The organism is Rhodococcus sp. WB9 (assembly GCF_007558985.1).
GTDB classification, from domain to species: Bacteria; Actinomycetota; Actinomycetes; order Mycobacteriales; family Mycobacteriaceae; genus Rhodococcus_F; species Rhodococcus_F opacus.
In genome coordinates this window covers 1416970-1434871 of the sequence record NZ_CP041769.1, presented here as the reverse complement: position 1 = coordinate 1434871, position 17902 = coordinate 1416970, and the positions used below count along the sequence as shown (strand labels likewise).

At 68.6% G+C, this 17902-nt stretch carries 18 protein-coding genes and 2 pseudogenes; 7 read left to right on the top strand and 13 right to left on the bottom strand.

Annotation, left to right across the window (positions count from 1 at the left end; translation table 11 throughout):
- Window positions 1–6 precede the first annotated feature (6 nt).
- The gene (locus FND50_RS06850; protein ID WP_144285239.1) at window positions 7–756 is read left to right on the top strand and encodes a hypothetical protein; all 750 of its coding nucleotides are present in this window, start codon (window positions 7–9) and stop codon (window positions 754–756) included.
- A gap of 22 nt (window positions 757–778) precedes the next feature.
- Entirely contained in the window at window positions 779–1378 is a 600-nt protein-coding gene (locus FND50_RS06845; protein ID WP_144285238.1) for a hypothetical protein, read from the top strand.
- A gap of 63 nt (window positions 1379–1441) precedes the next feature.
- Here FND50_RS06845 and FND50_RS06840 read toward each other — a convergent pair whose 3' ends face one another.
- From FND50_RS06840 to FND50_RS06825, 4 genes and pseudogenes are all read right to left on the bottom strand, one after another.
- Window positions 1442–2854 carry a DUF2252 domain-containing protein gene (locus tag FND50_RS06840; RefSeq protein WP_144285237.1) on the bottom strand — a complete coding sequence of 471 codons (1413 nt, stop codon included), beginning with the start codon at window positions 2852–2854 and terminating at the stop codon, window positions 1442–1444.
- Window positions 2855–3004: 150 nt separating this feature from the next.
- Window positions 3005–3331: an amphi-Trp domain-containing protein gene (locus FND50_RS06835; protein WP_005254847.1), complete on the bottom strand. Its 327-nt coding sequence runs from the start codon at window positions 3329–3331 to the stop codon at window positions 3005–3007.
- 207 nt (window positions 3332–3538) lie between these two features.
- Window positions 3539–3745, bottom strand: a pseudogene (locus FND50_RS06830) (LysR family transcriptional regulator); the annotation flags it as partial.
- A 73-nt stretch (window positions 3746–3818) separates the two neighbouring features.
- Window positions 3819–4025 (bottom strand): hypothetical protein, encoded by a 207-nt coding sequence (locus tag FND50_RS06825; RefSeq protein ID WP_260850926.1) that lies wholly within the window; start codon window positions 4023–4025, stop codon window positions 3819–3821.
- A gap of 8 nt (window positions 4026–4033) precedes the next feature.
- On the opposite strand from FND50_RS06825, the pseudogene FND50_RS06820 reads away from it, so the two are divergent.
- A pseudogene (locus FND50_RS06820) lies at window positions 4034–4858 on the top strand (pyruvate kinase); the annotation flags it as partial.
- Here FND50_RS06820 and FND50_RS06815 read toward each other — a convergent pair.
- The 4 genes from FND50_RS06815 to FND50_RS06800 form a co-directional block, all read right to left on the bottom strand.
- Window positions 4848–6281: an amidase family protein gene (locus FND50_RS06815; RefSeq protein WP_144285236.1), complete on the bottom strand. Its 1434-nt coding sequence runs from the start codon at window positions 6279–6281 to the stop codon at window positions 4848–4850. The pseudogene FND50_RS06820 and the gene FND50_RS06815 overlap by 11 nt on opposite strands.
- A complete protein-coding gene (locus FND50_RS06810; RefSeq protein ID WP_144285235.1) occupies window positions 6278–7750 on the bottom strand; it encodes a sodium:solute symporter in 1473 nt (490 codons plus the stop codon). Before FND50_RS06810 ends, FND50_RS06815 begins: the two co-directional genes overlap by 4 nt.
- Window positions 7747–8022: a hypothetical protein gene (locus tag FND50_RS06805; RefSeq protein ID WP_005566410.1), complete on the bottom strand. Its 276-nt coding sequence runs from the start codon at window positions 8020–8022 to the stop codon at window positions 7747–7749. Before FND50_RS06805 ends, FND50_RS06810 begins: the two co-directional genes overlap by 4 nt.
- 151 nt (window positions 8023–8173) lie before the next feature.
- A complete protein-coding gene (locus FND50_RS06800; protein WP_144285234.1) occupies window positions 8174–9124 on the bottom strand; it encodes an Lrp/AsnC family transcriptional regulator in 951 nt (316 codons plus the stop codon).
- 260 nt (window positions 9125–9384) lie between these two features.
- Here FND50_RS06800 and FND50_RS06795 point away from each other — a divergent pair, with 260 nt between their 5' ends.
- From FND50_RS06795 to FND50_RS06785, 3 genes are read left to right on the top strand one after another with little or no spacing between them, the layout of a single operon-like run.
- Window positions 9385–10527, top strand: a complete 1143-nt coding sequence (locus FND50_RS06795; RefSeq protein WP_144285233.1) for an isochorismate synthase MenF — start codon at window positions 9385–9387, stop codon at window positions 10525–10527.
- Window positions 10524–11294, top strand: a complete 771-nt coding sequence (locus FND50_RS06790; protein WP_144285232.1) for an SDR family oxidoreductase — start codon at window positions 10524–10526, stop codon at window positions 11292–11294. The genes FND50_RS06795 and FND50_RS06790 overlap by 4 nt, the downstream gene beginning before the upstream one ends.
- 36 nt (window positions 11295–11330) lie before the next feature.
- Window positions 11331–12983, top strand: a complete 1653-nt coding sequence (locus FND50_RS06785) for a (2,3-dihydroxybenzoyl)adenylate synthase (RefSeq protein WP_144285231.1) — start codon at window positions 11331–11333, stop codon at window positions 12981–12983.
- Window positions 12984–12993: 10 nt separating this feature from the next.
- On the opposite strand, the gene FND50_RS06780 is transcribed toward FND50_RS06785, so the two are convergent.
- Genes FND50_RS06780 through FND50_RS06770 form a run of 3 tightly spaced genes read right to left on the bottom strand, consistent with a single transcriptional unit; the run spans window position 12994 to window position 15093 of the window.
- Entirely contained in the window at window positions 12994–13812 is an 819-nt protein-coding gene (locus tag FND50_RS06780; protein ID WP_144285230.1) for an ABC transporter permease, read from the bottom strand.
- Complete coding sequence (locus FND50_RS06775) at window positions 13772–14617, bottom strand: ABC transporter ATP-binding protein (RefSeq protein WP_144285229.1); 846 nt, start codon at window positions 14615–14617, stop codon at window positions 13772–13774. Before FND50_RS06775 ends, FND50_RS06780 begins: the two co-directional genes overlap by 41 nt.
- The gene (locus FND50_RS06770) at window positions 14614–15093 is read right to left on the bottom strand and encodes a MarR family winged helix-turn-helix transcriptional regulator (protein WP_144285228.1); all 480 of its coding nucleotides are present in this window, start codon (window positions 15091–15093) and stop codon (window positions 14614–14616) included. Before FND50_RS06770 ends, FND50_RS06775 begins: the two co-directional genes overlap by 4 nt.
- A gap of 98 nt (window positions 15094–15191) precedes the next feature.
- Between FND50_RS06770 and FND50_RS06765 the strand changes: the two genes are divergently transcribed.
- Complete coding sequence (locus tag FND50_RS06765) at window positions 15192–15956, top strand: NRDE family protein (RefSeq protein WP_144285227.1); 765 nt, start codon at window positions 15192–15194, stop codon at window positions 15954–15956.
- A 33-nt stretch (window positions 15957–15989) separates the two neighbouring features.
- On the opposite strand, the gene FND50_RS06760 is transcribed toward FND50_RS06765, so the two are convergent.
- Window positions 15990–16403, bottom strand: coding sequence for an HIT family protein (locus FND50_RS06760; RefSeq protein ID WP_144285226.1), 414 nt, complete (start codon window positions 16401–16403; stop codon window positions 15990–15992).
- A 77-nt stretch (window positions 16404–16480) separates the two neighbouring features.
- Window positions 16481–17902, bottom strand: a complete 1422-nt coding sequence (gene purB / locus FND50_RS06755; protein ID WP_144285225.1) for an adenylosuccinate lyase — start codon at window positions 17900–17902, stop codon at window positions 16481–16483.

The following is a 17902-nucleotide window of genomic DNA, read 5'->3' as shown; positions in this document are numbered from 1 at the left end:
TCCACCATGACCGACCGTGACCTCGTCGACCGGATCGACCGGATCGACCGGCTCGTACACGACCAACTCGCGAACCACGACCACCCATCCGGGCACGACACGAACGTGAACCAGGACCCGTGCCCGCACTGCGGACGCGAATGGCACGGGCTCGCGATCACCGAGCGCGTGCAGCAGATGCGGCACGCCCGGGCTCTCGACCCGAAGTACAGTCACGCCCACGACCACAGCCGGGTGCTGTGCGCGGGTTCCCCGTTCATCGGCCCGATGCCCGAAGAGGTGCTGATGCTCGGGGGTTTCGACGTGCACGCCGCCTGGCGGGACATGGTTGCAGCGGCACGGCAGGCGCCCGATCGGATCGAGCAGCCCGACCCGTTCGACGCGTATCGCACCGCCGGTCCGCCCGGAGACGAACCGGCCGTCGGCCTCGCCGGCGGATGCGACCGCGCGTCGTGGCACTGCCCGCAGTGCGGCGACCGAGCGCATTTCCTCGACGCCGGCCGCGAACCCAACGCCTTCGCGGTCGCGCTGCGCGCCTACGCCGCGCACATCGCTTCGGCGCACGACCCATCCGTGGACGACGAGGACGACGCGTCCGCGTTCTCCAGCTGGTGGGCCCTCCCCACCCGCGGGGTGCTCTGGAACAGCCGGCACACCGTGATCGGACGATTCGGGCCCGGCGGCAGCACTTTCGAACCCGGCACCACCGCCCGTGACCTCCGCGGCTTCGGCGGTCCACCGCCCGCGCGGGACTGAGCACGACGGCGAGCCGGGGCAGATGACGGACGGCCGCGACGCACAGTCGAGGCAACGCACTGCGCGCCGCCGGACGGACACGCCGCGGTGGTGGCGGTCGGCGACCGGAATCGTCCTCACCGCCCTCGTCGCGTTCGCCTGCGCTGCGACGCTGGTGATCACGATTCCGATCGACCCGGTCTTCCCGTACGTCGTGCTGGCCGGTTTCGCCCTGCTCATTCTCGGTGCAGTGTGGTTGATCCTCGCCGGCGTGCAGCTGGGGCGGTACCGGTGGGATCGCCGCATCTGCCTTGCGCCGGCCATGGTGGCTCTGACCGCGACCCTCGTATTCTTCGGTGTGCCTTCCGACCTCGGGTGGCGGCTGTCGGTGGGCGAACTGACCGCATACGCGCAGGCGTGCACACCGTCGTCCGAGGACCAGCGGATCGGCCTGTACGACACCTGGCGCGTCGAGCCGCTCGACACCGGGTGCCACTTCTACCTCGAAGGCGGCCTGGTCAATCTTGTCGGAGTCGCTCATCTGCCGGGCGGCACCGACAAGATCGGCCCACCCGAGCGTGACGGTGAGATCGGATATCAGCACATCGAATCCGACTGGTACCGCTTCGTCCAGATCTTCTGAACCGTGCCGGTCCACCGGTCCTGTGGGCGGGCGTACGACCGGACGGCCCCGGGAGGTCGCTGTTCAGAATCCGGTAGCCGCGACGATGCGGGCCCCCGTGATGGCCTCGAGGAGGGCAGCATGGTCTCGGGTGTTCTGCTCGGCGTACGTTCCGGCGAATTCCGCTATCGCATGATCGAATTCGGTGTCGTCCCCGAGGTAGGCGGCGATCGCGATCCGGTCGCCTGCCCGCGCGTGCGCATAGGCGAGGACCCGTGCGCACAATCGCCCGTACAGCATCATGACGGTGGGTGTCTGGGATTCGACCACCGCCGAACCCTTGCCGTCCCGCAGTTGGCGCACGTAGAAGTCCCGCTCGACGCCGTCGGGGCCCGCGCCACGTTCCCAGCCCAGGAAGATGTCGCTCGCGGCCTGCATCAGCCGCTGTCCGCTGACCACTCGCTCGCCCTCGGCAGCGAAGGACGGGCCGTCGACGTAACTCGCCAGCACGGACGGACCCGCCTCCTTCACCTGCAGAAACAGCGGATCGTCTTCGTCAGCGCCCAGCATCAGAATGATCCAGGTGCGGGTGCCCACACTGCCGACCCCGACCACCTTGCGGGCAATCTGCACTATCCGGAACTGGTCGTAGAGGACGCGATGGTCCCACCGCAGAGACTGCACATACACGTCCAGACGATGCCGTAGGTCCCGGTACAACGATTCGAGATCTTCGCCCGCGTACAACTCCTCGACCGGCACCAACAGAGGCGGGTTGCTGATGATCCGCCTCTCCCCGTCGACGACGGCGGTCAGCTTGGAGAGCGCTTGGACGCTGTCCCGGCGGCGCGCCTTCTCCAGAGCTGTGCGGGCGCGTTTCCTCTGCGACTTGTCCAGCTCGTCTCGAAGCCCCACGAGTTCCGCTGTGGGCTCGATGTGGGAGTACCAGACGCCCAGGTTTCCCAGTTGCGCCTGCCCGGTCATGGTTTCGCGGTATTCGGCGGCGCAGGCGCGGGTGATCTTCCTGGTCTTTCTGCTGCTGAAGCCGTTCTCCTGCGCCGCGATCGCGAGGCTCGCGACCAGGCGTTTGACGTCCCATTCGAAAGGACCGGGATGTGTCTCGTCGAAGTCGTTGATGTCGAATGCCAGCCGACGTTCCGGGGTGGCGAAGATTCCGAAGTTACTCAGGTGCGCGTCGCCGCAGAGCTGCGTGCGCAGGCCCGTGGTAGGCGAGTGGGACAGATCGTCGGCCATGATCGCGGCGCCGCCGCGGTAGAAGGCGAAGGCCGTCGCCGCCATGCGCCCGTACCGGATCGGAACGAGTTCCGCGACTCTCTCCGTCGCCTGCTTCTCGAGGAGGCCCACAGGGTCGCGCCGATCGGCTACACGGTGTTCCGCGAGCGCAGCCGGAGGGGTGTCTCGGCGGGCGTCCGCCCCTCGTTGTGCGCGCTCGGTCCGGCTCGGATGCGCCACCGGTTCGTCGTGTTCCGCGGACATGGTTGTCTGCCTTCCTCGAGTGACGCGATATGGCCTGGTTACCGCCAATTTTCCTCCGGTCGGAGGGTATTGGCAGCACAGCGTTTCGGCAGTGGAGTCCGAATGCAGCGCAGATCCGCCGGGTGACGATTCAGACGCGCTACGTGCGGATCACTTGGCGGTGCTCTTGCGGGGCCGCCCACGACGCGCGGTCTTGACCGGTGGCGGACTCGCCGTTTCCGGTTCCGCGTCGGCGGTCGACTCTTCGGACGGATCGTCCCGCCAACTGATTTCGATTTCGATCTCGGTCTCGTCGCCGTCGACCTCTATCTCGAGCTCCCACCGGACCCGGTCGGCGACGACGATTTCGATCGAGTCGCCACCCGAGCCCAGCTCCACCTCGGAGCCACTCGCGAGGGCCTGTCCGAGCGCGATGAGCCGGTCGGACACCTCTTTCCGGGAGAGCTCGGACTTCCTCTTGATCTCCAGCTTGGGCACGGCGACTCCTGACCTCGGGGCAGTGTCTCATCACCGTAACTGCCGCGCGACCGGTTGCCGGATCGAACCGAGAACAAACCATCCGGTGGCCGAAATACGGGGCTCCGTCCCCGGATCGGCAATTGCACAAGCATCCGCCGGGGCGATCGAAAAACGGCGGAGTGTCTCGATCCTCGATCCATCACGGAGTAGGGGTACGACTGTCGTTCAGGAGTTGTGCGGGCTCTCCGCTGCGGCGGCATCCCAGGCGGCCGGTGTGCGTTCCGCGTACTTTCGTGCCTCGTCCATGAGCGTCCGCGCGGGTGGCGTGAGATGGGTTCGCCGGCAGACGGCGGCGATGCGCAAGTAGGACTCGGGGACGATGCGGTGCACGGTGGCGCCGGACTGCCGGGCCGACGGCGCCCACGACGACGGCCTCGACACCCTGAAGGCATTCGACGCCATCTACCTCGGCGCAGTCGGATGGGAGAACGTCCCGGGCGGGAGTTCAGGCACCCGCTATCTTCGCGGCCTCGCTCAGCTGAGGTGTCAGCTTGTCCAGAACCCACGGTGTCGCGAGAACGCTGGTCTGGCTGAGTCCCGAGATGATCTTCGTGTCCGACAGCGCGACCGCGGTTCCACGCCCGATGGCACCGAGATTCGCGTAGGCCGGATTCGCGGCGACGGTGGTGTTCTCCGGGACGAACGCGACCACGACGTCGGTCCGTCCCCGCGCTGTCCGACAAGGACATCGACGACCTCGAATTCGCCCTACGCCTCGGGGTCGACCTGATCGCCCTGTCCTTCGTGCGCGCCCCCACCGACATCGACCGCGTCCACGAGGTGATGGACCGGATCGGCCGCCGGGTCCCGGTGATCGCGAAGATCGAAAAACCCGAAGCCGTCGACGACATCGAGGCGATCGTGCGGGCCTTCGACGCGGTCATGGTCGCGCGCGGCGACGTCGGGGTGGAGGTCACCCTCGAGCAGGTGTCGCTGGTGCAGAAACGGATCGTGCAGATCGCCCGGGAGAATGCCCGACCGGTGATCGTCGCCACCCAGATGCCCGAGTCGATGATCGACAATTCCCGGCCCACCCGAGCCGAGGCATCGGATGTGGCCAACGCGGTCCTCGACGGCGCCGACGCGGTAACCCACACTCCCCGCACCCACGGCGGGGTTCTCTCGTTCGCCGCCCGCGACATCGGCGAACGCCTGGGCGCCGCAGCGCTGGTCGCGTTCACCCAGTCCGGGGACACCGTGTGACGACTCGCCCGGCTCCACACCCCGCTGCCCCTGCTGGCATTCACCCCGGTACCCCAGGTGCGCAACGAACTCGCCCTCACCTGGGGCACCGAAACCTTCCTCGTCGACCCGGTCGAATCGACCGACGAGATGATCCGGCAGGTCGACACCGCCCTCCTCCGACTGGGCGCCTACCGGCGCGGCGACCTCGTCGTCATCGTCGCCGGCTCACCCCCGCACACTGTCGGATCCACCAACCTCATCCACGTCCACCGGGTCGGCGAGGACGACTTCACGAAGTAGACGCTGCCGCCCTCTCGAGAAGGTGCGGGCGTGTGGCTCCGACGGAGTTGAGCTTCTCGTAGGCCCGTGCCACGTCGAGCAGGAACAGGTCGTTGCCCGGGGCCGCGACGATCTGCACGCCGACCGGCAGACCGTCGGCGCTGAATCCGGCGGGAACGGAGATCGCGGGGCAACCCAGCACCGTCACGGTCAACGCCGACGTCATCCAGTCGAGGTAGTCGTCGCAGCGACGGCCATCGACCGCTGCCGGGTACTCGAGTTCGGCGTCGAACGGGAGCACCTGCGACACGGGCATCACCAGGATGTCGTGGTGGGTGAAGAATTCGACGGCGCGATGCTGGATCTCCGCCTGCGCCACCATGGCTTTCGCGACGTCGTCGGCGGAGAGCCGGTCTGCCTGCCGGATGTTGTCGAGCAGCGACGGCTTCAGCAGTTCGGGGGTGGCGTCGGCGCGGTCACCGAGGTCGATCTTGAACCGCCACGCCCGCAGGGTGCGGAACACCCACTCGGCGTCGGGAATCGACGGTGCGTCCTCGGCCACCACCGCACCCACGGCGGCGAAGATCGAGGACTGCCGGTCGTGGATCTCGCGGACCGGCGCATCCACGGGGAAGATGCCGTTCAGATCCGCGGACACCGCGACGCGCAGACCCTGCAGGCCGGCGACACCGAGACGCGGCGCGAGGGCATCGGCGCTGAGCGAACTGCGGATGCGCGCGTCGGGTCCGGAGATCACCGACAGCAGCAGTTCCAGGTCGTCGACGTTCCGGGCCATCGGTCCCTGCGTCACGAGTGCGTCCCAGGGCGCGCTGTTCGGCCAGCACGGCACACGGCCCGGAGTGGGGCGCAATCCGACGACGTTGCAGAACGACGCCGGGTTGCGCAGCGAACCGCCCATGTCGCTGCCGTCGGCGAGCGCGACGAGTCCCGCACCGAGCGCGGACGCGGCGCCGCCGCTCGAGCCACCCGCACTCTTGGTGGGGTCGTACGGGTTGGTGGTGGTCCCGAAGACGGGGTTGAACGTGTGCGAGCCGGCGGCGAATTCGGGGACGTTGGACTTGCCGATCGTGACGGCGCCGGCCGCGATGACGCGTTCGGCGATCAGCTCACTGGTCTCGGGCACGTTGTCGACGAGGAGCGGCGAGCCGGCGACGGTGGGGAAACCGGCGACGTCGTGAGTGTCCTTGAATGCGAACGGCAGTCCGTGCAGCGGCCCCACCGGGGTTCCGGCGGCCGTCTGTGCGTCGGCGGCGGCAGCGGTGGAGTGCGCGCGGTCCAGGTCGAGGCTGATGAGCGCGTTGACCGTCGGATTCACCCGCGCGATCCGGTCCGTGTGCAGGTCGAGCAGCTCGCGGGCCGAGATGTCCTTGCGACGGAGTGCGGCGAGCATCTCTCGCGCGGTCGAGTAGTGGTCGATGGTCATTTCGAGGTCTCCAGGATCGGGGTGGTGGCGGGAAGGTCTTCCGACGACGCGGGGGCCGGGGTGCGGGGACGGGTGGCGCGGACGACGGCCTCCACGACGGCGATCACCGCGAGGTTGAGGACCAGGCCGCAGATGCCGGCGTCGATGTTGGCGAGGTTCAGTTCGAAGACGGTCATCACGATGACGGTGAGCATTCCCACGACGAGACCGGCGAACACGGATTGCTTGGCGAGCAACGGCTTCTCGGGCAGGGCCAGCGCCAGACCGGGGGCGAGCTGGCTGAGACCACCGAAGGTGAGCAGCAACAGGTTGGCCAGCAGATCGGGGCGCGTCAGGCCGAGCACGAGGGCCATGGTGGCAGCGGCGATCACGACCAGGTGGTTGAACCGGAGCTTCGTGCGCTCGCTTTCGATCTTCACCAGGTTGTGCGACGCCAGCGTCGAGATGCCGATGCAGATGGCGCCGGCAGGCAGCATCGCGGCGGAGGCGGCGGCGATCGCGATCAGTCCGAGCGCCCAGTTCGGCAGCGCTCCCCCGGCCAGCGTGAGCAGGACGGCGTTACTGCTGGTATTGGGATTCAGTGCGAGGATCCCGACGAAGCCCAGCATGATCGGAAGAATCATGACCACCTGGTACATCGGCAGAAAAGTGTTGTTGGAGCGGATCACTCGACCGTTTTTTGCGGCCAGGAGCGGCGGCCAGAGGTGCGGGGTGGTGAGGAACCCGCAGCCGATCGCGGAGATCAGCAGGCTCGTGGTCCACCAGACCTTGTCGTAGTCACCGGGGTTCACGGTCAGCATCTCGCTGTGGGTCTGGGCGATCTGGCCGAACACGTCGCCGATGCCACCGGCGAAGTGCAACGGGATCACGATGGACAGCACCACGACGGCGAGCAGGATCAGGACGTCTTTGACATAGGCGGTGCGCGCGAGGCCGTGAATGCCGGCCCACAGCACGAACCCGACGACGAGGACGGTCGCGACGATCATGCTCAAAGTGCCCGAACTCGCGCTGCCCGTGACGAGTCGGACGATCAGGCCTAGGCCGGTGATCTGCAACTGCAGGTACGGCAGCAGGAAGATGATGCCGCACAGGGCGACCAGCCGGCCGAGGAGCGGGCTGCCGTACCGGTCCGCGAAGAAGTCGGCCTGGGTGATGTATCCGCGGTCCTTGCTGAGTTTCCAGATTCGCGGTCCGATGAAATACAGGGCCACGTAGCCGAGCGGGATGTACGGGATGGCGTAGGTGGCGCCGATGCCCGCGGTGAACGCGATACCGGCGACACCGAGGAACGTGAACGTGGTGAACGATTCACCGGCCTGCAGGAAGAAACTGGTGACCACACCGAAGTTCCGTTTGCCGACCGTCCACTCGCTCAGGTTCTGAGCGCGTTTCCGGCGTCCACCGACCGCGATCACGGCCAATCCGATCATGCCGGCCAGCGTGATCCACAGAGCTGAGTTCGTCATAGCGTCGCCTCCTCGAGCTGGAGGTCGTCGCTCCGCTCCTCGTGCGGCCGGACGAGGCCGAACTCCACCGCCGCCAGCGCGGGCAGCAGCAGGAGCACCCAGGCCGAGCACCAGACCAGCAGCCGGGGCATCCCCAGCCACAGATCGGCCGTGTTCACAAACGGCAGCCACACGGCGGTGACGAGTGCGAGCACCGGGGCGACCGGGACGAGCAGCAGCCAGCGGCGCTGCGGCGAATCCTCGATCGCCCCGAGAATGGCGTCTCGTTGCATGCTGTTCCTTCTTCCATCCGGGGAGTAGAGGAAGCATGCGTGGTGCGGATCACAGCACTCAACCGCTGTACGAGGTTCGGCGAAATCGGCCACCAGCCTGTCGGAGATCGCAATCAGGCGCGCCGGAGGGGACGTCCGATGTCGAAATCCGTCACATTGTCCGTCCGCTGCGTTTGACCGCCTGTACCACCATGTTGGTTTCCAGGGCCGCCGCGTCCGCCACCCACGGCGCGGTCGTGATGTAGTCGTAGAGCACCGACTCGTCCGGCGCGGCGATGTTCGCGACCACCTGGTACTCGCCCGCCGTGCCGGCGGCGTACCGCACGTACGGCATCTCGAGCATCCTCCGCACGAGCGGTTCGATCCGGTTGCGCTGGGTCTTGATGAACAGCATCGCCTCGGCACGCAGCCCGAACAGGGCCGGATCCACCACCACCCGGAGGCTGATCGCACCCTCGGTGAGCAGCGCCTGGACACGTCGCCGGGCCGTCGCCTCGGAGACACCCGCGGTCCGGGCGAGCGCCGTGGTGCCCACCCGCCCGTTCTGCATCAGCTCGCGGATGATCGTCCGGTCGACGGGATCCCGGGTGCCGCGTTCCAGATCCGTGAGGAAGGTCGCCGGAGGCGACACCCCGCCGATCGCGTCCTTCTCGGCGGGGGTCAGCACCCCGGCCTCCCATTCGCGGACCGTGCGGAAGTACCGCAGCACCGGGTCGGTCCAGCTTCGGACGACGCCCATCGTCGCGGGCAGTTCGTCCATGACGAGCTTCGGGAGGCGATCCCGGGACACGTGAATTTCGGCCACACAGTCGGCGGTGCCGGTGAGGATGTACACGAAGATGCAGTCGCTGCGCTGAGCGAGGGCGCTCGCCGCCAACCGCACCGTTCCCGGGGAGCACTGGAGGCGCACGATCGCGGTGCCGCCGCTGTTCGCGACGGCGGTGACCGCCACCCGCCCGGACTCGAGGAGCGCGATGCCGTGCCGGGTCACGTTCCGCTCGGGTTCGCCGAGCGCCTGGGCAATTCGGCTCCAGGAACATCGCCCATCGACCTGGAGGGCGGCGACGATCCGCTGATCGAGCGAGAACCTGCGTTCGGTCATTGAAGCCGCCTGCCCTCCATAACGTGTGCATGCGATGTTAGGCCAGTCGATGGTGGCGAGAATCCAGACCTGTTCGCAGGTGATATCGGGCCCGCGCATCGTGACTCGAAACTGCTGGTCTGCAACGGAATACGCCTCGCACCAGAACCGCAGGCGGACACGCTGAACCACCAAAGGTTAGGCTAACCGTATATGTTCTGAACGTAACGGTGCGCATCGCCACGCGCACCGCAGTTGTCCGCTACGAAAGGTGATCGCATATGCAGTCGACGGCCGTTGCCGAGTCCGCAGAGACTTCGGTGGACCTCCCGCCGGGCGCGCCGTTCGTTCTCTCCCGCCCGCACGGCACCGTGATCGCCGACGGCATCCGCACCGGTTACGACTCCGCCCGCGACGCCGCTGCGGCCCTGCGGAGCGGCACCGCGACGTCGGTGGTCGGCGCGCTCGCCTTCGACCCGTCACATCCCGCCGCGCTGATCGCACCACAGACGCTGCGCCATCACCCGCGAAGCTGGTCCCCTCGTCGGCAGGCCCTTCCACACATACGCGCCGGCGAGTCGATTCCCTCGGAGGACGAGCACGTCGCCCGGGTCACCGCCGCCATTCACCTGCTGCGAGAGCCCGAGGCCGCACTGCACAAGGTGGTGCTCGCCCGATCGGTCGTCCTGCACGCCGACGAACCGCTGCATCCGCACGCACTATTCGCGCAACTCGTCGCGAACGACCTCGGCGGCAACGGCTTCAGCGTCGATCTGAGCGCCGCGGGCACCGGCTGGTCGGGACGGCACCTCGTCGGCTCGAGTCCCGAGGTGCTCATCCGTCGCCGCGGCGACACCGTGACCTGCCATCCGCTCGCCGGATCCGCTCCCCGGCACACCGATCCCGAGATCGACCGGCTGACCGCGGAGAACCTCGCGTCGTCGGAGAAGAATCTGCGCGAACACGCCCTCGTCGTCGAGGCTCTGCGCGCGAGCCTCGAACCGTTCTGCACCGAGCTCGACATCCCCGACCGGCCCACACTCACCAGCACACCGCAACTGTGGCATCTCGGCACACCCGTGTCGGGACGACTGCGGGACCGCTCGGTGACCGCACTGGACCTCGCCGTCGCCGCGCACCCGACCCCGGCCGTGTGCGGCACCCCCACCGACGCCGCGCGTGCGCTGATCGGCGAACTCGAGGGCGACCGCGGCTTCTACGCCGGCGCCGTGGGCTGGGCCGACGCCGACGGTGACGGCGAATGGATGGTTACCATCCGGTGCGCGCAGATCGACGCCGACCGCACCACCGTCACGGCGTACGCCGGCGGCGGCATCGTCGCCGCCTCCGCACCGGACGACGAACTCGCCGAGACCACAACCAAACTGGGCACCGTCCTCACCGCACTGGGACTCCCCCGATGAGCGGCACGACACTGGTCGTCGGGGCGGCCCGGGGCATCGGACGGGCCACGGCCGTCACGCTGTCGCGGTCCGGCCACCGCCTGGTGCTGCTCGATCGTGATGCCGACGGCCTCGCCGCCACCGCGGCACTGCTCGACGCTCCGCCGCTCGGCACCGCCGTCACCGACATCCGCGACACCGCCGCCGTCACCGACACCGTCCGCCGGATCGAGGACGAGCACGGACCGATCACCGCGCTCGCGCACGTGGCGGGTGTCCTCGAGACCGGATCGGTGCTCGACGCCGACCCCGAGAGCTGGCAGCGCGTGTTCGACGTCAACGTCACCGGCCTCGTCAACGTGCTGCGAGCGGTCGGCACCGGAATGCGCGAGCGTGCAGCCGGTTCCATCGTCGTGGTCGGTTCCAACGCCGCGGGCGTCCCCCGCACCGGAATGGGCGCGTACGGCGCGTCCAAGGCCGCCGTCTCGATGATCGTCCGGGTACTCGGCCTCGAACTCGCCGAATACGGGATCCGCGCCAACATCGTCGCCCCCGGCTCGACGGACACCGCGATGCAGCGGTCGCTGTGGTCGGATCCCGCCGACGACGCCGGAGCACGCGGAGCGATCGACGGAGACCTGGGCTCGTTCAAGGTCGGTATCCCGCTGGGCCGCATCGCCGACGCCGCCGACATCGCCGACGCCGTCGAGTTCCTCCTGTCGGATCGGGCGCGTCACATCACCATGCAGGCGCTCTACGTCGACGGCGGCGCTACCCTCCGAGCCTGACGACCCCGGACAGCCATGCCCGTGAAAGGACTTTCGATGACCACGAGCGTTCGCGCTCCCCTGGAGACCACCGTCGGCTACCCCGCCGACCTCGCCGCACGCTACCGTGACGCCGGATACTGGACGGACGAGACGTTCCAGCAGTTCCTGGGCGCCCGCGCCGAGCAATTCGGGGACGCGATCGCCGTGACCGGACCGGACGCGTCCGGGGCGGACCGCGCCCTCACCTACCGGGAACTGTCCGACCGCGCCAACCGGCTCGCCGCCGGGCTGCAGTCGTCGGGGGTGCAGCCCGGCGACCGGGTCGTGGTGCAGTTGCCGAACATCGTCGAGTACGTCGAGGTGATCTTCGCGGTCTTCCGGCTCGGCGCACTGCCGGTGTTCGCGCTGCCCGCGCACCGCGTCCAGGAGATCTCCTACTTCTGCAGCTTCACCGACGCCGCGGCCTACGTCGTCACCGATACGCACGCCGGATTCGACTACCGCACACTTGCCCGCGACGTGGTGGCCTCGGCCGAGAATCCGCCCAGGATCATCGTGGCCGGGGACGCGGAGGAGTTCACATCACTCGACGAACTGCGGGCGGCGGAACCGATCTCGGACGGGCCGGCGGTGGGTCCGGAATCCGTGGCGTTCCTGCAGCTCTCGGGCGGAACCACCGGGGTGTCGAAGCTGATCCCGCGCACCCACACCGACTACCTGTACTCGGTGCGCGAGTCGGACCGCATCTGCGGCGTCGACGAGAGCACCCGCATGCTCGTCGTTCTGCCTGCGGCGCACAATTTTCCGATGAGCTCACCGGGCATCCTCGGCGTGCTGCACGCCGGCGGTCGCGTGGTGCTCGCACCGGATCCGAGCCCCGACACCGCGTTCGCGCTCATCGAGAAGGAGGGCGTCACGATTGCGTCTCTGGTGCCGCCGCTCGCGTTGGCGTGGCTCGCCGCCAGTGGTCGCACCGAACGCGACCTCTCGAGCCTCGAGGTGCTGCAGGTGGGCGGTGCCAAGTTCAGCGCCGAGGCCGCGAAGCGGGTCCGTCCCGAACTCGGGTGCACGCTGCAGCAGGTCTTCGGGATGGCGGAGGGACTCGTCAACTACACCCGGCTCGACGACCCGGAAGACACGATCGTCACCACCCAGGGCAGACCGATCAGCCCCGACGACGAGATCCGGGTCGTCGACGACCGGGGCGAACCCGTCCCGAACGGCACGTCCGGTCATCTGCTCACCCGCGGTCCGTACACCATTCGCGGGTATTACCGGGCTCCCGAACACAATTCGACGGCCTTCACCGAGGACGGCTTCTACCGCACCGGCGACATCGTCCGGCTCACGGACGACGGCTACCTCGTCGTCGAGGGCCGCGCGAAGGATCAGATCAACCGCGGCGGCGAGAAGGTGGCCGCGGAAGAGGTCGAGAACCATCTGCTCGCACACCCCGCCGTCGCCGATGTCGCGGTGGTGTCGATGCCCGACCCGTATCTCGGCGAACGGAGTTGCGCGTTCGTCGTGGTGCAAGGTGGGCAACCGAAGGCCGTCGAACTCAAGAAGTTCGTCCGCGACCGCGGACTCGCCGACTACAAGGTGCCGGACAAGGTGGTGTTCGTCGACGAGTTCCCGGTCACCGGGGTCGGCAAGATCAGCAAGTCCGATCTGCGGCGGGCACTGGAGAAGACGTTCGTGACTTCGTGACCCGACCCGGCTATCGGGACAGTCGCCCCAACAGCGCGGACGCGACGGCGATCCCGAGCACCGCGGCTGCCACGAGCACCCCGAAGTCCAGCCAGTAGTTCGTGGGCTGGCCGATCAGCAGCCCCCTGAGTGCGGACACCTCGTAACTCAGGGGGTTCACGTGGCTGATCGCCTGGACCCACCCCGGCATGAGTTCCACCGGGTACAGCGCGTTCGACGCGAAGAACAGCGGCATCGTGATCGCCTGGCCGATCCCCATCAGCCGGTCACGTTTGAGCACCACCCCGGCGATGGCCACCGACAGGCACGAGAAGAACGCCGCTCCCAGCACCACGACCGCGACGACACCCAGAAGACGAACCGGATTCCACGTCATCCCGACCCCGAGCAGCGCAGCCACGACCACGACGACCACGGTCTGGGTGACCGCGCGGACGCCGGCCGCGAACGCCTTGCCCGTCACGAGAGCCGCCCGCGGCGTGGGTGTCACGAGCAGCTTGGTCAGGACCCCGGCGTCGCGTTCCCAGATGATCTGGATGCCGTAGAAGATCGCGACGAAGAGCGCCGACTGGGCGATGATGCCCGGTGCCAGGTAGTCCAGGTAGGGGACGTCGCCGGTCGGGATCGCGCGGATGCGGCTGAACGTCTCCCCGAAGATGACCAGCCACAGGATCGGCTGGATCGCCCGGGTCACCAACTCGGTGCGGTCGTGGCGGAGTTTCTGCAGCTCGACCAGACAGAACGTGACGATCCGCGACAACAACCGGAGCACACCCCGGGTCGGCGGTTCAGCCCAGACGGCGGGCAGTGCGGCGGGCGCTACGGACATCCCGGAGCCCTCCCTTCTCGTCGGCGGTGAGACTGTCGCCGGTGAAGTGGCGGAAGACGTCGTCGAGCGTCGCGTCGGGCCCCAGTTCGGCGACGAGCCCCGACGGGGAACCGACCGCCCGCAGTTCGCCGCGGTGCATCAACGCGACCCGATCACACAGTGCCTCGGCCTCTTCCATGTAGTGGGTGGTGAGCAGGACCGTCATCCCGTACTGCTTCTGCATCTCGGTGACGCGGGCCCACACCGAATCCCGCGCCACCGGATCGAGCCCGACCGTCGGTTCGTCGAGCACCAGCAACGACGGCCGGTTGACCAACGCCTGCGCGAGTTCGAGTCGCCGGACGATGCCGCCCGAGAAACTCGACGCCACCCGGTCGGCGACGTCGGCGAGGTCGACCATCTCCAGCACCTCGTCCACCCGGCGCCGGCGTTCGGACCGGGGCACGTCGTAGAGGCGGGCGAACCAGGACACGTTCTCACGGGCGGTGAGCGCGCCTTCGATCGACAACTGTTGCGGCACATACCCGAGCAGCCGTCGAACGGCCATCGCCTGGGTGCGCGCGTCGTACCCGAAGATGCTCACGTCGCCGTCCTGCAGCGGAAGCAGCGTGTTGAGCAGTCGGATCGTGGTGGTCTTCCCCGCCCCGTTGGGGCCGAGAAGGCCGAAGCACTCCCCCGCCTCGATCACGAGGCTCAGGTCCTTCACCGCGGTGTAGTCCCCGAATGAGTAGGTCACGTGGAGGAGTTCCAGCGCGTCGCGTGCCGGCCGCTGTCGTGCGGCGGTCTGCGCCCTGCGAAACATCATCTGACGACCTCCTGATCGCTCGGCCCGGCCTGGTCCGGGCGGAGCGCTCCGGCGAGGCGGGTGATGGCGGGTACGGCGGATTCGATGGCCTTCCTGTCCTCGGCACTCAGCCCGTCGAATGCGGCGGCGACCTCGATGTTGCGGCGGTCGCGCCAACGCTCGACCTGGGCCCGAGCGTCGTCGGTGAGCGCCAGGCGGGCGACGCGGCGGTCGGACTCGTCCCGCACCCGTTCGACCAGCCCGGCGTCGGTCAGTTGCCGCACGAGGGTGGAGACGGTGTTCGCCGCGAGGCCCAGGGCCGCCGCGGCTTCCGCGACGGACGTGCCGGGCCTGCGGCGGAGCAGACGGACCAACTCCACCTGTGACCCCGTCAACGGGGTCTCCGGCCACGGCCGCCCGACCCGACGGCGCGTGTGCCGGCGCAGCAATCCGATTGCGGCGAAGAGCTGTTCGGCAGGCGACTCGTTCTGTGCCATGGATTCAATATAGCTCTGTTTCAGAGGTATTACGAGGGCGGCTACGCTCGGGCATGCAAAAGCGATTCGGATGATCGAGGTGACGAGGAGACGTCTGCATGTGCCTGGTCCTGTTCGCCTGGCATACCCGCCCCGATCTCCCCCTCGTCGTCGCGGCCAACCGCGACGAGTTCTACGCCCGCCCCACCGAACCGCTGAGCAGGTGGGACGACGGGTTCCTCGCGGGCCGCGATCTGCTCGCAGGCGGCACCTGGATGGGAATTGCCGACTCCCTGCGATTCGCGGCCGTCACCAACGTCCGCAACGGCGCCCCCTCGACCGGTGCACGGTCCCGCGGCGCCCTGCCCGTCGACTACCTCCGCGGCCGACTGTCACCCGCCGACTACGCCGAACAGGTGGCCGCGACCGGCGCCGAGTACGGCAGTTTCAACCTGCTCGTCGGCGACCCCACGGAACTGTGGTGGGCCACCAACCGGCCCCACGGCAGGCGGCAGCGGGTGGAACCCGGCGTCCACGGCCTCTCCAACGCCGAACTCGACACGCCCTGGCCGAAGGTGACCGGCGGCAAGCAGGCGTTCGCCGCCGCGTTAGACGCCGACGACGGCAACCCCTATGCGGATCCGGGGGCATACTTCGACGTGCTCGCCGACAGCGACCCCGCACCGTGGGAGGCGCTGCCCGACACGGGCATCGAACCCGAACTCGAACGCGCCCTGTCGTCCCGGTTCATTCACTACGGCGACTACGGGACGCGGGCGTCGACACTGCTGCGGGTCCGGCCGGACGGCACCTTCGACATCACCGAACGACGGTTCGACGAGAACGGCCGCACCGGCGAGGTCCGCTACCCCGCACGTGAGTGACAAAGTGTGCTCCCGCACGCTTTGCCACTCACGTCAGGTGAGGGAGGAACGGATGACGCCCGCCGTCTGATCGAGCGCGATCCGGCTCGGCGACTTCGGCATTCCGCGCAACCCGAAACCGTCACCCGCGGTGCGGGGAACCACGTGCAGGTGGACGTGGAACACCTCCTGCCCGGCGGCGATCCCGTCGGCGAGAAACAGGTTCACGCCCTGCGCCCGCATCGGACCGTGCCGCAGCGCAGTCGCGATCCGCTGTCCGGCCGCGAACACCGCCGCCCCGTCCCCGGGGTCGAGGTCCGCGAGCCCGCTCGCGTGCCGTCGCGGGACCACCAGCAGGTGCCCGGACGTCCACGGCCGGATGTCCAGGAAGGCCATCACGTCGTCGTCCTCGTACACGACGCTGGCGTCGGATCGGCCCGACACGATCTCGCAGAAAATGCAGTTCACGGCGTGTGCACCTCCGGTGCTTGTGCGCCTTTTTGGTAGTCCCCGCTACCAGAATGGCGCACGGGCGGCGGAGCCGCCTACAGGATCGGGGACGGCTGGTACGCGGCCGCCTCGGGGTGGGCGTCGACGAGCTTCTGCACCTGCGCCACGACCGTCGCGACCTGCGACTCGGCGGCACCGATGAACGCCTTCTTGTCGGCGAGGGCCTCGTCGAGCGCGGCGCGGTCGAGCGGCAGCCGGTCGTCGGCGGCGAGTCGGTCGAGGAGGTCGGGTTCCTTGCCCTCCTCGCGCATCGCGAGGGCGACGGCGACGGCGTGTTCCTTGATCACCTCGTGCGCCGTCTCCCGGCCCACTCCCGCGCGCACCAGGGCCATCAGGACCTTGGTGGTGGCGAGGAACGGCAGGTACCGGGTGAGTTCCTTCTCGATGACGGCGGGGTAGGCGCCGAATTCGGCAAGCACCGTCAGGAACGTCTCGATCAGTCCGTCGATCGCGAAGAAGGCGTCCGGCAGTGCGACGCGGCGCACCACCGAGCAGAACACGTCACCCTCGTTCCACTGCGCGCCCGCCAACTCGGCGGCCATCGACGCGTAGCCGCGCAGCACGACCTGCAGTCCGTTGACGCGCTCGCAGGAACGGGTGTTCATCTTGTGCGGCATCGCCGACGATCCGACCTGGCCGGGCTGAAAGCCCTCGGTGACCAGCTCGTGTCCGGCCATCAGGCGGATGGTGTGCGCGAACGACGACGGCCCGGCCGCCACCTGCACCAGCGCGGACAGCACGTCGTGGTCGAGCGAGCGCGGGTAGACCTGGCCGACGCTCGTGAACACGTGGGAGAAGCCGAGGTGCTCGGCAACCTTCTGCTCGAGCGCCTCCAGCTTCGACGCGTCGCCGTCGAGGAGGTCGAGCATGTCCTGCGCGGTGCCCATCGGGCCCTTGATGCCGCGCAGCGGGTAGCGGTCGATCAGCTCGCGCAGCCGGGTGAGTGCGACGAGGAGTTCGTCGGCGGCGGACGCGAACCGCTTGCCCAGCGTGGTGGCCTGCGCCGCGACGTTGTGCGACCGGCCCGCCATGACGAGGCTGCCGTACTCGGCGGCGCGCTCGGCCAGCCGGGCCGCGACGGCGACACCATGCGCGTGCACGTGTTCGAGCGACCGCAGGATCTGCAGCTGCTCGACGTTCTCGGTGAGGTCGCGGCTGGTGAGGCCCTTGTGCACCTGCTCGTGTCCGGCGAGGGCGTTGAACTCCTCGATGCGCGCCTTCACGTCGTGACGGGTGACGCGCTCGCGGTCGGCGATGGAGTCGAGGTCGACCTGCTCCAGCACCCGCTCGTAGTCGGCGAGCGCCTCGGCCGGCACGTCGATCCCGAGTTCCGCCTGGGCACGCAGCACGGCGAGCCACAGCTGACGCTCGAGGACGATCTTGTGCTCGGGCGACCACAACTCGACGAGTTCGGGGCTGGCATAACGGTTGGCAAGGACGTTCGGGATGCGGCTCAC

Coding starts and splice junctions, on each gene's coding strand:
- FND50_RS06795 (WP_144285233.1), top strand. CDS start 9,385: ATGCAGTCGACGGCCGTTGCCGAGTCCGCAGAGACTTCGGTGGACCTC.
- FND50_RS06810 (WP_144285235.1), bottom strand. CDS start 7,750: ATGACGAACTCAGCTCTGTGGATCACGCTGGCCGGCATGATCGGATTG.
- FND50_RS06765 (WP_144285227.1), top strand. CDS start 15,192: ATGTGCCTGGTCCTGTTCGCCTGGCATACCCGCCCCGATCTCCCCCTC.
- FND50_RS06840 (WP_144285237.1), bottom strand. CDS start 2,854: ATGTCCGCGGAACACGACGAACCGGTGGCGCATCCGAGCCGGACCGAG.
- FND50_RS06850 (WP_144285239.1), top strand. CDS start 7: ATGACCGACCGTGACCTCGTCGACCGGATCGACCGGATCGACCGGCTC.
- FND50_RS06775 (WP_144285229.1), bottom strand. CDS start 14,617: ATGATGTTTCGCAGGGCGCAGACCGCCGCACGACAGCGGCCGGCACGC.
- FND50_RS06780 (WP_144285230.1), bottom strand. CDS start 13,812: ATGTCCGTAGCGCCCGCCGCACTGCCCGCCGTCTGGGCTGAACCGCCG.
- FND50_RS06845 (WP_144285238.1), top strand. CDS start 779: ATGACGGACGGCCGCGACGCACAGTCGAGGCAACGCACTGCGCGCCGC.
- FND50_RS06805 (WP_005566410.1), bottom strand. CDS start 8,022: ATGCAACGAGACGCCATTCTCGGGGCGATCGAGGATTCGCCGCAGCGC.
- FND50_RS06815 (WP_144285236.1), bottom strand. CDS start 6,281: ATGACCATCGACCACTACTCGACCGCGCGAGAGATGCTCGCCGCACTC.
- FND50_RS06785 (WP_144285231.1), top strand. CDS start 11,331: ATGACCACGAGCGTTCGCGCTCCCCTGGAGACCACCGTCGGCTACCCC.
- FND50_RS06790 (WP_144285232.1), top strand. CDS start 10,524: ATGAGCGGCACGACACTGGTCGTCGGGGCGGCCCGGGGCATCGGACGG.
- FND50_RS06770 (WP_144285228.1), bottom strand. CDS start 15,093: ATGGCACAGAACGAGTCGCCTGCCGAACAGCTCTTCGCCGCAATCGGA.
- FND50_RS06800 (WP_144285234.1), bottom strand. CDS start 9,124: ATGACCGAACGCAGGTTCTCGCTCGATCAGCGGATCGTCGCCGCCCTC.